The organism is Streptomyces sp. NPDC047917 (assembly GCF_043204345.1).
GTDB classification, from domain to species: domain Bacteria; phylum Actinomycetota; class Actinomycetes; order Streptomycetales; family Streptomycetaceae; genus Streptomyces; species Streptomyces sanglieri.
In genome coordinates, this window is sequence record NZ_JBIDCA010000016.1 from 115264 (window position 1) to 132088 (window position 16825).

A 16825-nucleotide genomic window follows, 5' to 3' on the forward strand; every position below is an offset into this window, starting at 1 on the left:
AAGGCTCACCTTACTTGATGGCCTTCGGGTCAGGGCGGACCGGAGGGCGGCAGCACGCGCGCCCCCTGTCCGGCCGGTCGGTCAGCCGGTCAGCCGGTCAGTGATCGTCCTCGTCGAAGTCGGCGACGCCGCACTTCCAGTAACCGGTGATGTCGCTGTCGGCCTTCTCCAGCCGCAGCTCGTCACGGGCCCAGCGGCGCAGCGGTTTGATCTGCCCCGCCTCACCGGCGGCCCACACGTACACCCGCTCCCCCTCGGGCACCTTCACCGCGGTCACGGCCCGCGCCAGGGCGTCACCGGTCCCGGCCGGCCGGTCGCCGCGGTGCAGCCAGCACACCTCGAAGCCCTCGGGCGCGGACAGCTCGATCTCCTGCGTGGCGTCGACGACTTCGACGAACGCCCAGCCCTTCGCACTCCGGGGCAGCTCCTCCAGCCAGCGCGCGATCGCGGGCAGGGCCGTGATGTCCCCCGCGAGCAGATAGCGGTCATAGGTGTGCGGGACGATCATCCCGCCGGGCGGACCCGCGAGGTGCATGATGTCGCCGGGCCCGACCCCGTCCGCCCACTCCGAGGCGAGGCCGCCGTCGTGCAGGGCGACGTCGATGTCGATCTCCCCCGCGACCGGGTCGTGACGGCGCACGGTGTACTCCCGAGAGACGGACCCCGGCCGCGGCCAGCTCAGCATCAGCCCGTTCCGCTCGGGCAGCCGCAGCGAGCCGTCCGGATCCGGGAAGAGCAGCTTCACGTGTTCGTCCGGCGCGTGGGCCTCGAACCCCTCGGCGCCGGGCCCGCCCAGGGTCACCCGCAGCAGACCGGAGCCGACCATGGCGGTGCGTACCACCTCGGTCGCCCGGATGCCGATCGGGTAGCCCACCTTCTCGGCGTGACGACCCGCCCGGACCTCCGCGATCCGCTCCAGGTGCCGGTGCCGGTGGTCGACGCGGCTCATGCGGCACCACCCGTCAGCAGCTCGGTCCAGTGCCCCAGTTCGGGCTGCTCGGCCAGATCGGCGAACTCCAGCGCGGCCGCCCCGGCGGTCCGCCAGCGGTCGACCAGGACCATGATCCGCACCGAGTCCAGGCCGAGGTCGACAAGGTTCTCCTCGGGCCCGATCCCCGCAGGGTCGCAGCCGAGCAGCTCCGCGACATCCGCGCGGACGCGTTCGGGGGACAAGGTCTGATTCATCGGGTTGCTCCTGCGGGAATGGACGCCGGCGGCACGGTCGGCGCGCCGGCGGTGACGGGTACGACGCCACGGCACGGGGCGCCGTCCGCGCACGCCTGGTCAGGGCGTTCACGGGAAGGACCGGGCGGCCGCACCGGTCGCCCGGGCGGCGATGCGGGCCGGTTGGCGATGGTTCGTGACGAGTCACTCCGGAACTCCGGCGCCCCGCCAAAAACCCAGGCAAGGCTAACCTAACTTACAAGCGACGACCACGAAACGGGGGGCCCACCCCCCATGCGGCACGTTCATCCCAACTCCCCTGGCGCGAGGGCCCGTCACGCCACCGCGCACCCTCGAACCGCCCCCTCTTCGCCGAATTCAACTTAGGTTACCCTTGCCTAAGTTTCTCGAACGGAGGTTGCTCATGCCTGAGCACATACCGGGCAGAAACGGCGAGTTCGACGGCCGTACTGTCCTGGTGACCGGTGCCGCACAAGGCATCGGGGCGGCTGTCGCCGAACTGTTCGCCACCCTCGGCGCCCGGGTGGCCGCCACCGACCGCGCGCAGGACGGCATCGACGCCCTGGCCGCACGGTGGAACCGGCGACAGGCGGAGAAACCGGGGAGCGAACGGCCGACGGGCCGGATGGAGCCGTACGTCATGGACGTCACCGACCGGCCCTCGGTGGAACACACCGTGACCCGTGTCGAGAACCGGCTCGGCCCCATCGACGTACTCGTGAACGTCGCGGGCGTCCTGCGATGCGCCCCCGCGTCCGAACTCTCCTACGAGGACTGGTCGGAGACCTTCGCCGTGAACACCGACGGCGTCCTCCACACCTCGCAGGCCGTCGCACCGCTGATGGCCGCCCGGGGCAACGGCTGCGTCATCACCGTCGGTTCCAACGCCGCCGGGATCCCTCGTACCGGAATGGCCGCATACGCCGCGTCGAAGGCCGCGGCGGTCATGTTCACCAAATGCCTGGGCCTCGAACTCGCCCGCAGCGGCGTGCGGTGCAACGTCGTCGCCCCCGGATCCACCGACACGCCGATGCAACGCGCCCTGTGGAACGGCCCCGGCGCCGAGCAGCGGGTCGTCGAAGGAGACCCGGCCACCTACCGCACCGGCATCCCGCTGGGCCGGATCGCCGCCCCCGAGGACATCGCCGACGCCGTCGCGTTCCTGGCCTCGGACCGCGCCCGCCACATCACCATGCAGGAGCTGTACGTCGACGGCGGCGCGACGCTTCGCTGACCCACCGTCAGCCCTCCCGCAAGCCCTCCCGACCCCCACCGGCAGAACCTTCCAGAATGGAGTCACCGTGTCGACGGCTTCCCAGGTCGCCACGCACCTGCCCCCGGCCGATCCGGCCCACCCGGCCGTAGGCGCCGCCACCTCGCTCCTGGACTCCTATGCTCCGGGCGACCACTTCCTCGCCACCCCCGGCCGCACCCTGCTGGCCCGCGGTACCGCACGCCAAGTTCCGCACGACGCGAGACCGTTGGACGAACGGGTGAACGCCACGCTGGCCGAGGCCGGCGCGGCCGGGCAGAAATCGCCCGTGGTCATCGGCGCCATACCGTTCGACCACGAGGCACCGGCCGCCCTGAGCGTGCCGGCGGCACTGCGCGTCGCTCCCCCGCTCGCCTCCGATCCGCTGATCGCGCTGCCCGCCGAGGTGACCGGCTCGGCCCACTGGCGGATACGCCCGGTACCCGAACCCGAGGTCTACGGAGCGGGTGTCGCCGCGGCCGTGGAACGCATGTGGCGCGGGGAGTTCAGCAAGGTGGTGCTCGCCCGCACCCTCGAACTCACCTCCGCCGCCCCACTGGACCTGCCCGGGATGCTCCAGCGCCTGGCCCGCCGCGACCCGGCCGGCCACACCTTCGCCCTGCCCACCGGGCCCGGCCGCACCCTCGTCGGCGCCAGCCCGGAACTGCTGGTCTCCCGGCAGGGAGAGCGGGTGGTCGCCAATCCGCTCGCCGGGTCCACCCCGCGCAGCACCGACCTCGCCGAGGACGTCCGCCGCGCCGCCGCACTGCTGGAGTCCGCGAAGGACCTGCACGAGCACGCGGTCGTCGTGGACGCCGTCCACCAGGCCCTGGCCCCGCACTGCACGGAGCTGACCGTCCCCGCCGGGCCCACCCTGATCCGCACCGCCACCATGTGGCACCTGTCCACCACGGTCACCGGCGCCCTCGCCTCCCCCGGCATCTCGGCCCTGGCCCTCGCCTGCGCCCTGCATCCCACCCCCGCCGTGTGCGGCACCCCCACCGCGACGGCCCGCCGGGTCATTGCGGAGACCGAGCCCTTCGACCGCGGCTATTTCACCGGAATGGTGGGCTGGGGCGACGCCCGGGGCGACGGCGAGTGGGTCGTCACGATCCGCTGCGCCGAGGCCGAGGAACGCACACTGCGCCTCTACGCGGGCGCCGGCATCGTGGCGGCCTCCGTGCCCGAGGCGGAGACCGCCGAGACGGCCGCCAAGTTCCGCACCTTCCTCAGCGCCGTGGGGGCCGAGCTGTGAGCCCGTACGACGACGCACCCACCTGGCCGTCCGACTTCGCCGAGCGGTACCGGGCCGCGGGCTGGTGGCGCGGCGAGACGTTCGGCTCCATGCTCCGGGAACGCGCCGAGGCGCACCCGGACCGGATCGCCGTGGTCGACCCCGTCGCGGAGATCCGGTGGAGCTACGCGGAGCTGGACCGGCGCGCCGACCGGCTGGCGGCCGGTTTCCTCGCCCGGAACATCACCAAGGGCGATCGGGTGGTGGTGCAACTGCCCAATGTCGCGGAGTTCTTCGAGGTCGTCTTCGCACTGTTCCGGATCGGTGCCCTGCCCGTCTTCGCCCTGCCGGCCCACCGCGAGACGGAGATCTCGTACTTCTGCGAGTTCACCGAGGCGGTCGCGTACGTCGTGGCCGCCGAACACGGCGGCTACGACTACCGCGAACTGGCGGCGCGCACCCGGGCCGGTGCCCCCGCGCTGCGCCATGTGTTCGTCGCCCGCGGAGAGCCGGGCGAGTTCGAGGCGCTGTCCGACGTGGCGGAGGATCCGGTCGGATACGGTGCTCCGAGCCCGGACGACCTGGCGTTCCTCCAGCTGTCCGGCGGCAGCACCGGCGTACCCAAACTCATTCCGCGCACCCACGACGACTACATCTACTCGCTCCGCGGCTCCAACGAGATCTGCGGCGTCGACGAGAACAGCGTCTACCTCTGCGCGCTGCCCGCGGCCCACAACTTCCCGCTGTCCTCCCCCGGTTCACTCGGCACCCTCTACGCGGGCGGCCGCGTGGTGCTGTGCCCGCAGCCCTCTCCCGAGGTGGCCTTCCCGCTGATCGAGCGGGAGCGGGTCACCCTCACCGGACTGGTCCCCCCGCTGGCCCTGCTGTGGACCGAGGCGGCCACTGCCACCGCGCACGACCTCAGCAGCCTGGACGTTCTGCTGGTCGGTGGCGCCAAGTTCAGCGAGGAGGCGGCCCGGCGGGTCCGGCCGGCGCTCGGCTGCACGCTGCAGCAGGTCTTCGGCATGGCCGAGGGCCTGGTCAACTACACCCGGCTGGACGACCCGGTCGAAGTGATCGTCACCACCCAGGGGCGGCCCATCTCGCCGGACGACGAGATCCTGGTCGTCGACGACGAGGACCAGGAGGTCGCGCCGGGCGAGACGGGCCACCTGCTGACCCGCGGTCCGTACACGATCCGCGGCTACTGGCGGGCGCCGGAACACAACGCCCGTTCGTTCACCGAGGACGGTTTCTACCGTACGGGCGATGTCGTCCGGGTCACCCCGAGCGGCCACATCGTCGTGGAGGGCCGCGCCAAGGACCAGATCAACCGGGGCGGCGAGAAGATCGCCGCCGAGGAGGTGGAGAACCACATCCTGGCCCACCCCTTCGTCCACGACGCCAACGTGGTGGCCGAGCCCGACCCGTACCTGGGCGAACGCACCTGCGCGTACGTGGTCCTGCGCCCGGGCGCGGGTCCGCTGAAGCCGGTGGACATCAAACGGTTCGTACGGGAACGGGATCTGGCCGCGTACAAGGTGCCGGACCGCGTCGAGTTCGTGGACACGTTCCCGCAGACCGGCGTCGGAAAGATCTCCAAGAAGGCCCTGCGGACCGCCGCGGCCCGCGGCACGTCCGCTGCCACACCGGCCTGACCGGCCGGACTCTCCTCCCCTGAACGGAATCCCCGCACCATGGCACTGCCCGCCATCGCTCCGTACCCCATGCCGGCCACCGACGAGCTGCCCGCCAACCGGGTCGGCTGGACCGTCGACCCGTCCCGCGCCGTGCTCCTCGTCCACGATCTGCAGAACTACTTCCTGTCGGCCTACGACCGCTCGTCCGCTCCGATTCCCGAACTTCTGGCGAACGTGGCGGAGTTGAAGAGGACGGCGGCCCGACTCGGCATGCCGGTGCTCTACACCGCGCAGCCGGGCGGCCAGAGCCCGGACGAGCGCGGACTGCAACAGGACTTCTGGGGCCCGGGCCTGCCGGCCGACCCGCACGCCGCCGCCATCGCGGAGGCCGTCGCGCCCGACGAGGGCGACGCGGTGCTCACCAAGTGGAAGTACAGCGGCTTCGTCCGCACCGATCTCCTGGAACGCCTCCGCGAACAGGGCCGCGACCAGATCGTCGTCACCGGTGTCTACGCCCACATCGGTGTCCTCATGACCGCGTGCGACGCCTGGATGCAGGACATCCAGGCGTTCGTGGTGGCCGACGCGGTGGCCGACTTCTCGGCCGAGGACCATGCGATGGCCCTGCGCTGGGCGGCGGGCAGATGCGCCGTGGTCACGAGCACCCGGGTCGTGCTCGAAGGGGACCGTTCGCCGTCCGCCCGATGTGACGCGGACGCGCGGACCCGCCGGGCGTAAGCTGCGCACAGCATGGACGCGGCGGGGGGCGGAGCACATGACGGATGAGCCGGCACGGCGGTGGGGATCGACCCTCGATTCGGTCGTGGTGTACGCGCAGGGCGCGGTCTGCACGCGCCTGGCCCGGGGCAGTGTGCCGCCCGGCGGCCGGGTCCGGGTGACGGGGCTGCCCCGTTCACTGGACCCGGGCTCGCTGCGGGCCCGGGTACTCGGAGCCCCGGGAGTACGCGTCACCGAGGCCCGGGTCGAGGTCGAGGCCGAGCCGTCCGGCACCCGTGCGCCCGACGAGCTGCGGCGCGAGGCGGAGCGGCTGAGCGACGAGCACGCGGCCGCACAGGGACGGCGGGACCGGCAGCTGAGCCTGATCGAGGAGGTCAGGGCCCTGCAGCCCGTACCGCCTGCCCGCAGGCGCGACGACCCGCACCGCCGCACCCCGGTCGACGCCTGGCTGGAACTCGCCGACTTCGTCGACGAGCGGCTGACGGGGCTGCACAAGCGTCTCGGCGAGCTGGAGGAGGCGCTGCGCACCGTCGAGCACGAGCTGGACGGCGTCGCCGACAGGCTCGCCCGTGCCTCCACCGACGCGCCGTCGGCGCACGTGGAGACCACGGTCTGCGCGGTACTGACCCTCGACGGCACCGGCGACACGGGAGCGGAGCTGGAACTGGAGCTGGAGTACGGGGTCCCGGGCGCCGTCTGGGTGCCGGCCTATCGGCTCACACACCGTCAGGGCGACGGCAGCGGGCGGCTGGTGCTGCGCGCCTCGGTCGCCCAGCGGACCGGCGAGGACTGGACCGGCGTACGCATCGCCCTGGCCACCGCCGATCTCCGGCGCCGCACCGACCTGCCGAGGCTGCGCTCGATCCGGATCGGGCGCAGTCAGCCGGCCCCCGCGCCCTCCGGCTGGCGCGAGCCGCCGGCCGGGCTCGTCGATCTGTTCTCCGGGTTCGACTCGGCGGGCCCCGGACCGGCCCCGGCCGCCGCGCCCGCGACTCCCGGGGGTGGCTACGTCGTCGCGGCTGCCGCAGCCGAGCCCGCTCTGCCGCCGCCTCCTCCCCCGCCACCGCCGGCGCCGTCGGCGCCGCTGGGCTACGGCGCGCCGCCGGGCGCGCTTCCGGCGCCCGGAAGTGCTTCCCCGCAGGCCTTCGGCGGCGGGATGCCCGCCCCCGCGCCACAGGGCTGGGCACAACCGGCCGCCGGGCAGCGGGCCGGTGGCCCCTTCGCGGGTGCGCCCGGCGTCATGGTGCCCGCGGCTCCCGCCGGGGCCGTGCCCCCGCCCCCTCCGGCACCCGCGGCCGGTCCGCCGCAGCCGAGCGGCGCCGAGCTCGACTACGCCGGCCTCGTCCTGTGCGGCCCCGAGGAGACGGGCGGTCGCAGGGGCCGGCTGTTCCCCGGCTCGCCCTTCGACCCGGTGGCGGCCGAGTACCGCCGCCGCGCCGAAGCGGTGGCGGCGCTGCCGCTGCCCGGACGCGCCGTGCGGCCCCGGGAGTCGGCGGGCTCCTTCGACCACCGCTTCGATGCCGCCGCCCGCGCCGACATCCCGTCGGACGGCACCTGGCACACCGTCACCGTCGGCGAGATCCCGGTCGGTCTGCGTACCGAGTACCTGTGCGTGCCGTCCGTCGATCAGACCGTGTACGCGACGCTGGTGCTCTCCAACTCCACCGACCAGGCACTGCTCGCCGGTCCGGTGGAGGTCACCGTCGACGACGACTTCCTGCTGACCACCGCACTGCCCACGCTCGCACCCGGCGGTGTCCGCCGGGTGGGGCTCGGGGCGGCCGAGGGCATCCGGGTCACCCGCCGTACGAGCCTGAACGAGTCGACGTCGGGCCTGCGCAACAACACCACCGTGCTCGACCACCGCGTCCACGTGGAGCTGGCCAACCAACTGACGCGGCCCGTCACGGTGGAGGTCCGCGAACGGGTTCCGGTCACCGCCGATCCGGACGTCCGGATCGAGGAGCGGGCCGACTGGACCACCCCCGACGAAGGCACCGGACCCGACCGGTACACACCTGGCACCCGCGTCTGGCGACCGGACCTGACCGCGGGCGCAACCGCCGCCCTCGACGGCGGCTACGAGATCCGCATACCGACCGGCAAGTCCCTGGCCGGCGGCAACCGCAGGAGCTGACACCCACCATGTCCACGGCCCAGCAGCCGATCGCTCTCCCCGTCACCGCCGTCACCTGTCTGGAGGACCGCGCCCACGTCGAACGCTCCGTCGTGCTCGACCTGGAGGCCGGGGTCCAGCGGCTGCGTCTCGGGCCGGTCAGCGCGCTGGCCGTCGACCGGACCCTCCATGCCGAACTGGCCGCCGATCACCACGCGACCGTGCTCGACGTACGGATCGTCCGCAGCTGGACACCGCGCGCGCCGCTGCCCACCGAGGACGACTCCGCCCTGCGCCACCGCGTACACGGTCTCGAAGAGGAGCGGCTGTCGCTGGGCCGGCGACGCGAGCGGCTGAAGGCCCGCCTCGATCTGCTGGGCCGCCTCGCCGCCGATGTGCTGCGGGAGATCGGCGAGGGCGCCGGTCACGGCGAGACCGAACAGCATCGCTGGGCCCGCGAGCTGGACCGGGTGGACGAGGAGCGCGACACCTGCTGCGAACAACTCCGTGCCGCGGACGCCCGGTTGGCCGGCATCGCGGGCGAACTCGGGGAGGCCGAGCGGGCCGTGCGGCTCACCGAGGAGAAGCCCGCGGAGCTGGTCGGCCATGTCGAACTGACCGTGGAGACCGCGGCGGCCGGGCCGGTCGGGCTGCGCCTGAGCCACCTCACCCCGTGTGCGCTGTGGCGGCCGGCCTACCGGGCCGTGCTCGACGGGGACTCGCTGACCCTGGAGACCGACGCGATGGTCTGGCAGCGCACCGGCGAGGACTGGTCGGACGTACGGCTGACCCTGTCCACGGCCCGCTCGGCCCTGGCCACCGATCCGCCTCGGCTGGTCGAGGACCGGCTGACGCTCAAGGACCGCTCCGCGGCGGAGCGCCGCACGATCGACGTCGAACTGCGCGAGGAGGCCGTCGCGGACCTCGGCCCGACGCCCGTGCTCGGGCTGCCCGGGGTGGACGACGGCGGTGAGGCACGCGTACTGCGATCCCCCGCACCGGTGTCGGTGCCCGGTGACGGCCGCGCCCACCGAGTGCCGCTCTCCGCGTTCACCACGGCCGCACGCAGCGAGTACGCCTGCTCACCGGAGTTGTCCCCACTGGTCACCCAGGCGGTGCGGTTCGACAACCGGTCCGGCCACGCACTGCTCGCCGGGCCCGTCGACCTGGTCCGCGGCAGCGGATTCAGCGGCCGCGGCACACTGGACTTCACCGCCCCCGGCGCCCCGGCCGAACTGGCCTTCGGCAGCTGCGACGACTACCGGGTGGTCCGGCAGTCCGAGGAGTCCCGCGACTCCACCGGAATCACCCAGCGAACCGTGGTGAACCGCACGGTCCGGCTGCACCTGTCGCGGTTCTCCGCCCCCGGCGAACACGACGAGCGGGTGGTCGTCCTGCGGGAACGGATCCCGGTCTCCGAGGTCTCGGCGGTGGAGATCCGGCTGCACGAGAAATCCTGCTCCCCGGCCCCGGACACGGTCGACGCCGAGGGCATCGCCCGCTGGGACATCGCCCTCCCACCCGGTGGTCACCGCACGGTCACCCTGGCCTACGCGCTGTCGGCGAGCGCCAAGGTCACCGGACTCTGAGACCGGTGACCGGGCCGACGGTGCACCGGGCCGGGCCGACGGTGCACCGGGCCGGGCCGCCGGAACACTCTCCCGTACGGCAGCGGTCCCGCACGGGCGCGCCTCAACTGCGCCCGATTCGCCGCCGGATGACCAGGGCTGCCGGCGTCGCGTGGCGGCATCACGAACCGTCACCTATTGTCCAACCATGCCCCATATTTCGTTATATGAGATTCACTGAGCGGCCGTGGGAGTCCTCAAGGACCACCCCGAGCTCGTCCTGTTCGCGAGCCTCGCGCTCGGCTACCTCCTCGGGAAGCTGCGTGTCGGGCCGCTGACGCTGGGCGGCATCTGCGGAACGCTCATCGTGTCCCTGCTCCTCGGCGCCTGGACCAAGGCGCAGGTCTCCGACGACGTGAAGACCGTGTTCTTCGCGCTGTTCATCTTCGCCCTCGGCTACATGGCCGGACCTCAGTTCTTCCGCAACCTCAACAAGAAGAGCCTGCGCTTCTTCGTGCTGTGCGGCATCGAACTGGTCTGTGCCCTCGGCATCGCCTTCGGCCTCGCCAAGTGGTTCGACCTCGATGTCGGCACCGCCTCGGGCATCCTGGCCGGTGCCGCCACCGAATCCGCCGTCGTCGGTACGGCCACCGAGTCCATCGGCAAACTGAGTGGTCTGACCGCACAGCAGGTGTCCGAGTACCAGGGCAACGTCGCCACCGCGTACACGGTCTGCTATCTCTTCGGCCTGATCACGATCGTCCTCTACACGAGCCAGATCATGCCGATGATGCTGCGCATCAACCTGCGCGACGCCGCCCGGGAGCTGTGGGAGCGCACCCGCAGCAGCGGCGCCCTGGGACCGGACGAGCGCCCCGCCCTGCCGACCATGGTGGGCCGTACGTATCTGGTGACCACCGCCGACGGCCGTACCGTGGGGAACCTGGAGTCCGCCCTCGACGAGCGGATCACCATCGAGTCCGTCAAGCGCGGCAGCAAGGTCCTCACGCCCTCCCCCGATCTCCGGCTCACCCTCTCCGACCTGGTCCTCGTGGTCGGCCGGCGCGCGCAGACCATCGAGGCGGGGCGGCTCATCGGCCCCGAGACACCGGGCGTCCCCGGTCTCGCTTCACCTCTGGCGACCGAGCAGGTGTCGATCACCCGCAAGTCCAACGACGGCAAGACGATCGACCGGATCCAGCGCGAGAATCCCGAGTTCCTCTCGGCCGGCGTGTACGTCACCGATGTCACGCGCACCGGCCAGGAACTGCCCGCGAACGGCGACACGGTCGTGCACCGCGGTGATGTGCTGACCCTGGTGGGTGCCCGCTCGGGCCTCAACAGACTGGTCGCGAAGCTCGGCTCCGTGGTCAGGAACGACGCCACCGACTTCATCTACCTCGGGCTCGGCATCGCGGCCGGTTCGCTGCTCGGGCAGGTCGTGGTGAAGTTCGGCGACGTTCCGCTGTCCCTCGGCACCGGCGGCGGCTGTCTCGTCTCGGGGCTGCTCTTCGGCTGGTTCCGTTCGCGCAGCCAGACCTTCGGGGCGTTCCCGCCGCAGGCCGCCGCCACCATCAAGGACATGGGGCTCGCGGTCTTCATCGCCTGCACCGGTCTGGTGTCCGGACCACAGGCCTGGCCACTGCTCAAGGAGTACGGGGCGCTGCTGCCGTTCGCCGGGATCGCCATGGTGCTGGTCCCCGCGACGATCTCGCTCGTCGTCGGCCTCAAACTCCTCCACATCGAGAAGCCGCTCCTCATCGGCGCCATCGCGGGCCAGCAGTGCTCGACGCCCGCGATCACCGCCGTCACCCAGGTGGCGCAGTCGTCGGTGCCGATGCTCGGCTACACCATCACCTACGCCCTCTCGAACTTCCTGCTCCCTCTGACCGGCCCGGTACTCGTCGGCGTCCTCGGTTCCTGACAGATCGGAGAGCCCGGGGAAATGATCGATTTCCTGAATCGCAACATCTTCCAGCCCCACCCCGAGCTGCTGGTCTTCCTCACCGTGGCGATCGGCTTCCTCTTCGGGAAGCTGCGCTACCGGGCCGTCGCACTGGGCGCCGTCACCGGCTGCCTGGTGGCGGGGCTGCTGCTCGGTGCCCGGTTCGAGGTCACCGTCGACGGGACGGTGAAGAACCTGTTCTTCACGATGTTCCTGTTCGCGCTCGGCTACAAGGTGGGTCCGCAGTTCTTCCGCGGCCTGAAGAAGGACGGCCTGCCGCAGGTCGTCAACGCCGTCGTCGTCTGCGTCACCGGCCTGCTGGTCTGCTGGGGCTTCGCCGCCGTGCTCGGTTACGGCCCCGGCCTCAGCGCCGGTCTGCTCGGCGGCGCCCTCACCCAGTCCGCGGTGATCGGTGTCGCACAGGACGCCATCGGCAATCTGCCTGGGCTCTCCGCCGGGCAGGCCAGGACCGAGGAGAACCTCGTCGCGATCGGCTACGCGGTGACGTATCCGCTCGGCACGATCCTGTGCGCGATGCTCCTGGCGAACGTACTGCCGAAGCTCTACCGCAAGGACCTCGCCGCCGAATCGGCCGCGCTCGCGAAGGAGCTGGACGCCCCCGAGGACGACCCCGACCTGAACGACGGCTACTACGAGGTGGTGCTGCGGGCGTACACGATCCAGCGCCCCGACATCGTCGGCCGCACCATCGACGACTTCGAGCAGCAACAGCAGGAGCTCGGCCACCGCATCTACATCACGCGGGTGCGCCGGGACGGCGCAATCCTCGACCACACCCGGCGGACCGTGCTGCGCGAGAGGGACGTGGTGGCGCTCAGCGCGCTGCGCGGCTCGCTCGTCGACTTCGACGCCCGTACCCACCTCGGCGCGGAGACCGACGACGTCGAACTGCTCGGCTACCGGACCGAGACACTGCACGTGGTCGCTTCCGAGAAGAACCAACTGGGCAAGTCGGTGGCCGAGTTGCGCAAGGAGCCGTTCATGGCGGGGGTCTACGTCGACAAGATCTACCGGTCCGGGGCGGAGTTCCCGTACCGCCTGTCGACGAAGGTCGAGCGCGGCGACACACTGGTCCTCACCGGGCCGAAACGGCTCGTGGACCCGGCGGGCCGGGCGATCGGCAAGCCGGTCCCGACGTCCTTCGCCACCGACATGATCTGGGTCGGTCTCGGCATCTTCCTCGGCGGCTGCATCGGCATCCCCGCACTGACCGCGGGCGGCGTCCCGATCTCGCTCTCCACCTCCGGAGGCGCGCTCATCATGGGCCTGGTCTTCGGCTGGATCCGCGGCAAGTACCCCACGTACGGCAATGTGCCGCCCGGTGCCCAGTGGTTCATGGACACGCTCGGCCTGTGCCTCTTCGTCGCGGTCGTCGGCATCAACGCCGGCCCCGGCTTCACCTCCGGTCTCTCCACGGCGGGTTGGGGCCTGCTGGTCTTCGGCGCGGTGGCCACGGTGGTACCCCTGATCGTGGGATTCCTCGTCGGTCACCACATCCAGAGGATCCGCTTCCCGATCCTGATGGGCGTCCTCGCGGGCGGCCAGACCACCACAGCCGCGATCGGCGCGATCAACGAGGCGTCCCGGTCCCAGGTCCCCACGCTCGGCTACACGATCCCGTACGCCGTCGGAAACGTACTGCTGACCATCTGGGGCGCCGTGATCGTCCTCCTCCACCACTGAGCGCCCCGCACGGACACAAGGACATGAGGAAAACACCATGCACGAGACGAACCTGAGCCGCGAGCAGATCCAGCAGTACGCCCGGCTCTCCCCCTTCGAGCTGAAGAACGTCTTCGTCGGACTCGCCCAGGAGGCGCAGGCCGACCGGCCCGGCCAGAAGGACAAGTCGAGCGCCCAGATGCTCAACGCGGGCCGTGGCAACCCGAACTGGGTCGCCACCGGGCCCCGCGAGGCGTTCTACGCACTCGGCCACTTCGCACTCACCGAGTCCCGCCGGGTGTGGACGGCCGACAACCTCGGCGGCATGCCGGAGCTGGAAGGTTCCGGCGACCGTTTCGACGCCTTCGTACGGCAGCAGCCGGGTCTCCCCGGCATCGAACTCCTCCGGAAATGTGTCGAGTCGGCGGTGTCGCGCTTCGGATTCGACAAGGACGCCTTCGTCCATGAACTGACCGACAGCTCGGTCGGCGACAACTATCCGGTGCCGGACCGCATCCTGCACCACACCCAGGAGATCGTCCGCGGCTACATCGCGGACGAGCTGTTCGCCAACGAGCCGCCGGCCGGGGACTTCTCGTACTTCGCGACCGAGGGCGGCACAGCCGCCATGTGCTACATCTTCGACTCGCTCATGAAGAACGGGATCCTGCACAAGGGCGACCGGATCGCGCTCATGGTCCCCGTGTTCACCCCGTACATCGAGATTCCCGAGCTGGACACGTACGAATTCGACGTGACGTACGTGGAGGCCAACATGTTCGCCGAGGCGGGCGTGCGCGAGTGGCGCTACCCGGCCGAGGAGATCGACAAGCTCGCGGACCCGGACATCAAGCTGGTCTGCCTGGTCAACCCCTCCAACCCGCCGTCCCTGGCGCTCAGTCGGCGGGTCACGGACCAGATCAAGGACATCGTCGCGACGAAGAACCCGGACCTGCTCATCGTCACGGACGACGTGTACGGAACGTTCGTGGACGGCTTCCGGTCCCTGGCCGCCGACCTGCCCCGCAACACCCTCCTCGTCTACTCGTACTCGAAGCACTACGGCTGCACGGGCTGGCGACTCGGCGTCATCGGACTGCACGACGACAATGTCGTCGACGAACGGATCGCCGCCCTGCCGCAGGCGGACAAGGACGTCCTGAACAGGCGGTACGGAACGCTGAGCCTGGAACCGGAGAAGATCAGGTTCATCGACCGGCTGGTCGCCGACTCCCGCCAGGTCGCGCTCAACCACACCGCCGGCCTCTCGCTCCCGCAGCAGGTCATGCTCGGCCTGTTCTCCCTCTTCGGCATGCTCGACGAGGGCCGGGCCTACAAGCAGCGGATCCGCGCCATCGTGCGGCAGCGCCTCCAACTCCTGCTGGAGGGAGCCCAGATGAAGATCGCCGACGATCCGCACCGCGCCGGCTACTACGTCGAACTGGACCTCATGGCACAGGCCCGACTCGAACACGGCGAGTCGTTCGCAGCCTTCCTCGACAAGAACTACGAGCCGATCGACCCACTGTTCCGCCTCGCCCGGCAGACAGGCGTGGTGCTGCTCAACGGGGGCGGCTTCGACGGCCCCCAGTGGTCGGTCCGCGTCTCCCTCGCCAACCTGGACGACCTGGACTATCTGAAGATCGGGCATCACCTGCGGGAGATCTTCAACAACTACGCGCAGGAATGGCGGGCGTCGGAGTCCTGATCCACGTCGATGCCCCGGGGGCGCGGCCCGGCCGCGGCCCCGCCCTCCGCATCGGCTGCGAAATCCACGGTCCGGCTGCGCAGGACGGTGGCGGACGGCCGCGGATGGACAGCCGCGGTGAAGGACACTCCGAGTTCTCCGATCTGCGCCCCGGCCGGGCCCGCCCCGAAGGACGCCCCGTCCTCGTCCGGTGAGCGCGAGGCCCTGCCGGCCTGGTCGGCCGCATCGACGCAGCAGCCGCCGCACGCGCTGCGGGAAGCGGCCCGGATCGCGGTCGCTGGACATGGCGGGGTACGTCGCAGCCCCCGCGGACCTGCGGTGCCGTCGCCCGGCACCGGATCCAGGGGATCACCGGCACACCTGCGACGCACGGCTCGCGGGGGCGCGCCACAGCCGCCGCCGGACGAGGTGGCACTCGACGAAGTCGACGAATGCCTCTCCACCCGCTGCGCGACGACGGCCGCCCTGGCCGCACGGGCCTGCGGTCGTCGATCAGCACGCCACCGAGGGCCGCTCCCGGCGCCCGCCCCGGCTCGGACCAACCGAACCCCGGCGATCCACAACGATCGGTTGGGCGCCCCTAGGATGGGCCGGTGGACACCAACGCATTGCGATCGTTCGTCCGGGCGGCCGAGCTCGGACAGTTCCAGCATGCGGCCGACGAGCTGGGCGTGACACAGCAGGCGGTGTCCAAGCGGATCGCGTCGCTGGAGCGGGAGCTGGAAGTCCGCCTGTTCACACGCACTGCCCGAGGGGTTGAGCTCACGCTCGACGGCCAGGCGTTCCTTCCCCACGCACAGAGTGTCGTCGCGGGTGTCGAACGCGCCATCACCGCGGTCAGGCCCGGCTCCCGGGCCCTACGGATCGATGTTCTGGGCCTGCGAAGTGCCCAGGCCGTCGTTCTGCACGACTACTGGCGGTCACATCCCGAAACCGATCTCGACGTGGTGACCCTCAGGGTCGACGACCCACGCATGGTGATCGCCGCCATCGAGGCGGGCGACGTCGACGCCTCGTTCCGTACCGTCACCGACCCGGCCGCGCTGCCGCCCGGTCTGCGGATGATCCACGCGTTCGACACCCCGCTGGAGCTTCTCGTCGGCCCCGGACATCCACTCGCCGCCGCGCGACGGCTGACGCCGACGCAACTGCGCAGGCACCGGATCTGGGTGCCGGGTATCGCACCCCGAAGCGAATGGGCGGAGTTCTACGATCAACTCGCCACCGCCTTCGACCTGCGCATCGACGCGGCCGGCCCGCACTTCGGAGACGAAGTGCTCCTGGACACCCTCGCGGAGTCGGCGGACGTGGCCACGCTGGTCGGGGCACGCGACCGGTACATGTGGCCGGCCAATCACGACCTGCGCCGCATCCCCGTCGTCGGTCCGACCCTCGCGTACCCGCTCTCGCTCATCCTCCCGAGTGCGAATCCGCATCCGGAACTCCGCGGCATCATCGCCCACCTCGGGACCCTGCCGCGGCTCCCCGGGACGGCGTGGCTCCCGTCCTGGGCAACGAGACCACAACACGGCGACGACCACACCGAAACGGCTCACGCACCGCGGCCCCACCCCTCGCCGCGGCCGCCTCCACGACCGCGTCAGAGGTGACTGGGCCGGCTGCCCGAAACCCGCCTCCGCCGGCTGACCGGCGAGCCCCAGCCCGCCCCGTCCCGCACGGTCCCGTCCCGTCCCATCCCGTCCCGCACAGTCCCCTCCCGTCCCGTCCCGCACAGTCCAGCCCAGTCGGCCGGCAC

12 protein-coding genes are annotated in these 16825 nt (G+C 71.5%); 10 read left to right on the forward strand and 2 right to left on the reverse strand.

Annotated features, from left to right (window positions below):
* Positions 1-97 precede the first annotated feature (97 nt).
* Positions 98-949, reverse strand: coding sequence for a siderophore-interacting protein (locus ACGF8B_RS34305; RefSeq protein ID WP_392746075.1), 852 nt, complete (start codon positions 947-949; stop codon positions 98-100).
* On the reverse strand, positions 946-1185 hold the full coding sequence (locus ACGF8B_RS34310) for a phosphopantetheine-binding protein (protein WP_342280344.1): 240 nt from the start codon (positions 1183-1185) through the stop codon (positions 946-948). The genes ACGF8B_RS34305 and ACGF8B_RS34310 overlap by 4 nt, the downstream gene beginning before the upstream one ends.
* Positions 1186-1588: 403 nt before the next feature.
* Here ACGF8B_RS34310 and ACGF8B_RS34315 point away from each other — a divergent pair, with 403 nt between their 5' ends.
* The 10 genes from ACGF8B_RS34315 to ACGF8B_RS34360 all read left to right on the forward strand — a co-directional run bounded on the left by ACGF8B_RS34315 (position 1589) and on the right by ACGF8B_RS34360 (position 16679).
* A complete protein-coding gene (locus ACGF8B_RS34315) occupies positions 1589-2419 on the forward strand; it encodes a 2,3-dihydro-2,3-dihydroxybenzoate dehydrogenase (RefSeq protein WP_392746078.1) in 831 nt (276 codons plus the stop codon).
* Positions 2420-2486: 67 nt separating this feature from the next.
* A complete protein-coding gene (gene dhbC, locus ACGF8B_RS34320) occupies positions 2487-3692 on the forward strand; it encodes an isochorismate synthase DhbC (RefSeq protein ID WP_392746079.1) in 1206 nt (401 codons plus the stop codon).
* Positions 3689-5329: a (2,3-dihydroxybenzoyl)adenylate synthase gene (locus ACGF8B_RS34325; RefSeq protein WP_392746081.1), complete on the forward strand. Its 1641-nt coding sequence runs from the start codon at positions 3689-3691 to the stop codon at positions 5327-5329. The genes dhbC and ACGF8B_RS34325 overlap by 4 nt, the downstream gene beginning before the upstream one ends.
* A 39-nt stretch (positions 5330-5368) precedes the next feature.
* Complete coding sequence (locus ACGF8B_RS34330) at positions 5369-6049, forward strand: isochorismatase family protein (RefSeq protein ID WP_392746082.1); 681 nt, start codon at positions 5369-5371, stop codon at positions 6047-6049.
* Positions 6050-6086: 37 nt separating this feature from the next.
* Complete coding sequence (locus ACGF8B_RS34335; protein WP_392746084.1) at positions 6087-8186, forward strand: DUF4139 domain-containing protein; 2100 nt, start codon at positions 6087-6089, stop codon at positions 8184-8186.
* A gap of 8 nt (positions 8187-8194) precedes the next feature.
* Complete coding sequence (locus tag ACGF8B_RS34340) at positions 8195-9754, forward strand: mucoidy inhibitor MuiA family protein (protein WP_392746086.1); 1560 nt, start codon at positions 8195-8197, stop codon at positions 9752-9754.
* 226 nt (positions 9755-9980) lie between these two features.
* A complete protein-coding gene (gene aspT / locus ACGF8B_RS34345) occupies positions 9981-11657 on the forward strand; it encodes an aspartate-alanine antiporter (RefSeq protein ID WP_392746087.1) in 1677 nt (558 codons plus the stop codon).
* Between the two features lie 21 nt (positions 11658-11678).
* A complete protein-coding gene (gene aspT, locus ACGF8B_RS34350; protein WP_392746089.1) occupies positions 11679-13382 on the forward strand; it encodes an aspartate-alanine antiporter in 1704 nt (567 codons plus the stop codon).
* Positions 13383-13419: 37 nt separating this feature from the next.
* Complete coding sequence (locus ACGF8B_RS34355) at positions 13420-15069, forward strand: bifunctional aspartate transaminase/aspartate 4-decarboxylase (RefSeq protein WP_392746090.1); 1650 nt, start codon at positions 13420-13422, stop codon at positions 15067-15069.
* Between the two features lie 593 nt (positions 15070-15662).
* Positions 15663-16679 carry a LysR family transcriptional regulator gene (locus tag ACGF8B_RS34360; RefSeq protein WP_392746091.1) on the forward strand — a complete coding sequence of 339 codons (1017 nt, stop codon included), beginning with the start codon at positions 15663-15665 and terminating at the stop codon, positions 16677-16679.
* Positions 16680-16825: the final 146 nt, after the last annotated feature.

What these genes read in the sequence shown, in the direction of transcription:
- ACGF8B_RS34310 (WP_342280344.1), bottom strand. Translation starts at nt 1,185, where the DNA reads ATGAATCAGACCTTGTCCCCCGAACGCGTCCGCGCGGATGTCGCGGAG.
- ACGF8B_RS34330 (WP_392746082.1), top strand. Translation starts at nt 5,369, where the DNA reads ATGGCACTGCCCGCCATCGCTCCGTACCCCATGCCGGCCACCGACGAG.
- ACGF8B_RS34335 (WP_392746084.1), top strand. Translation starts at nt 6,087, where the DNA reads ATGACGGATGAGCCGGCACGGCGGTGGGGATCGACCCTCGATTCGGTC.
- ACGF8B_RS34340 (WP_392746086.1), top strand. Translation starts at nt 8,195, where the DNA reads ATGTCCACGGCCCAGCAGCCGATCGCTCTCCCCGTCACCGCCGTCACC.
- aspT (WP_392746089.1), top strand. Translation starts at nt 11,679, where the DNA reads ATGATCGATTTCCTGAATCGCAACATCTTCCAGCCCCACCCCGAGCTG.
- ACGF8B_RS34305 (WP_392746075.1), bottom strand. Translation starts at nt 949, where the DNA reads ATGAGCCGCGTCGACCACCGGCACCGGCACCTGGAGCGGATCGCGGAG.
- ACGF8B_RS34355 (WP_392746090.1), top strand. Translation starts at nt 13,420, where the DNA reads ATGCACGAGACGAACCTGAGCCGCGAGCAGATCCAGCAGTACGCCCGG.
- ACGF8B_RS34315 (WP_392746078.1), top strand. Translation starts at nt 1,589, where the DNA reads ATGCCTGAGCACATACCGGGCAGAAACGGCGAGTTCGACGGCCGTACT.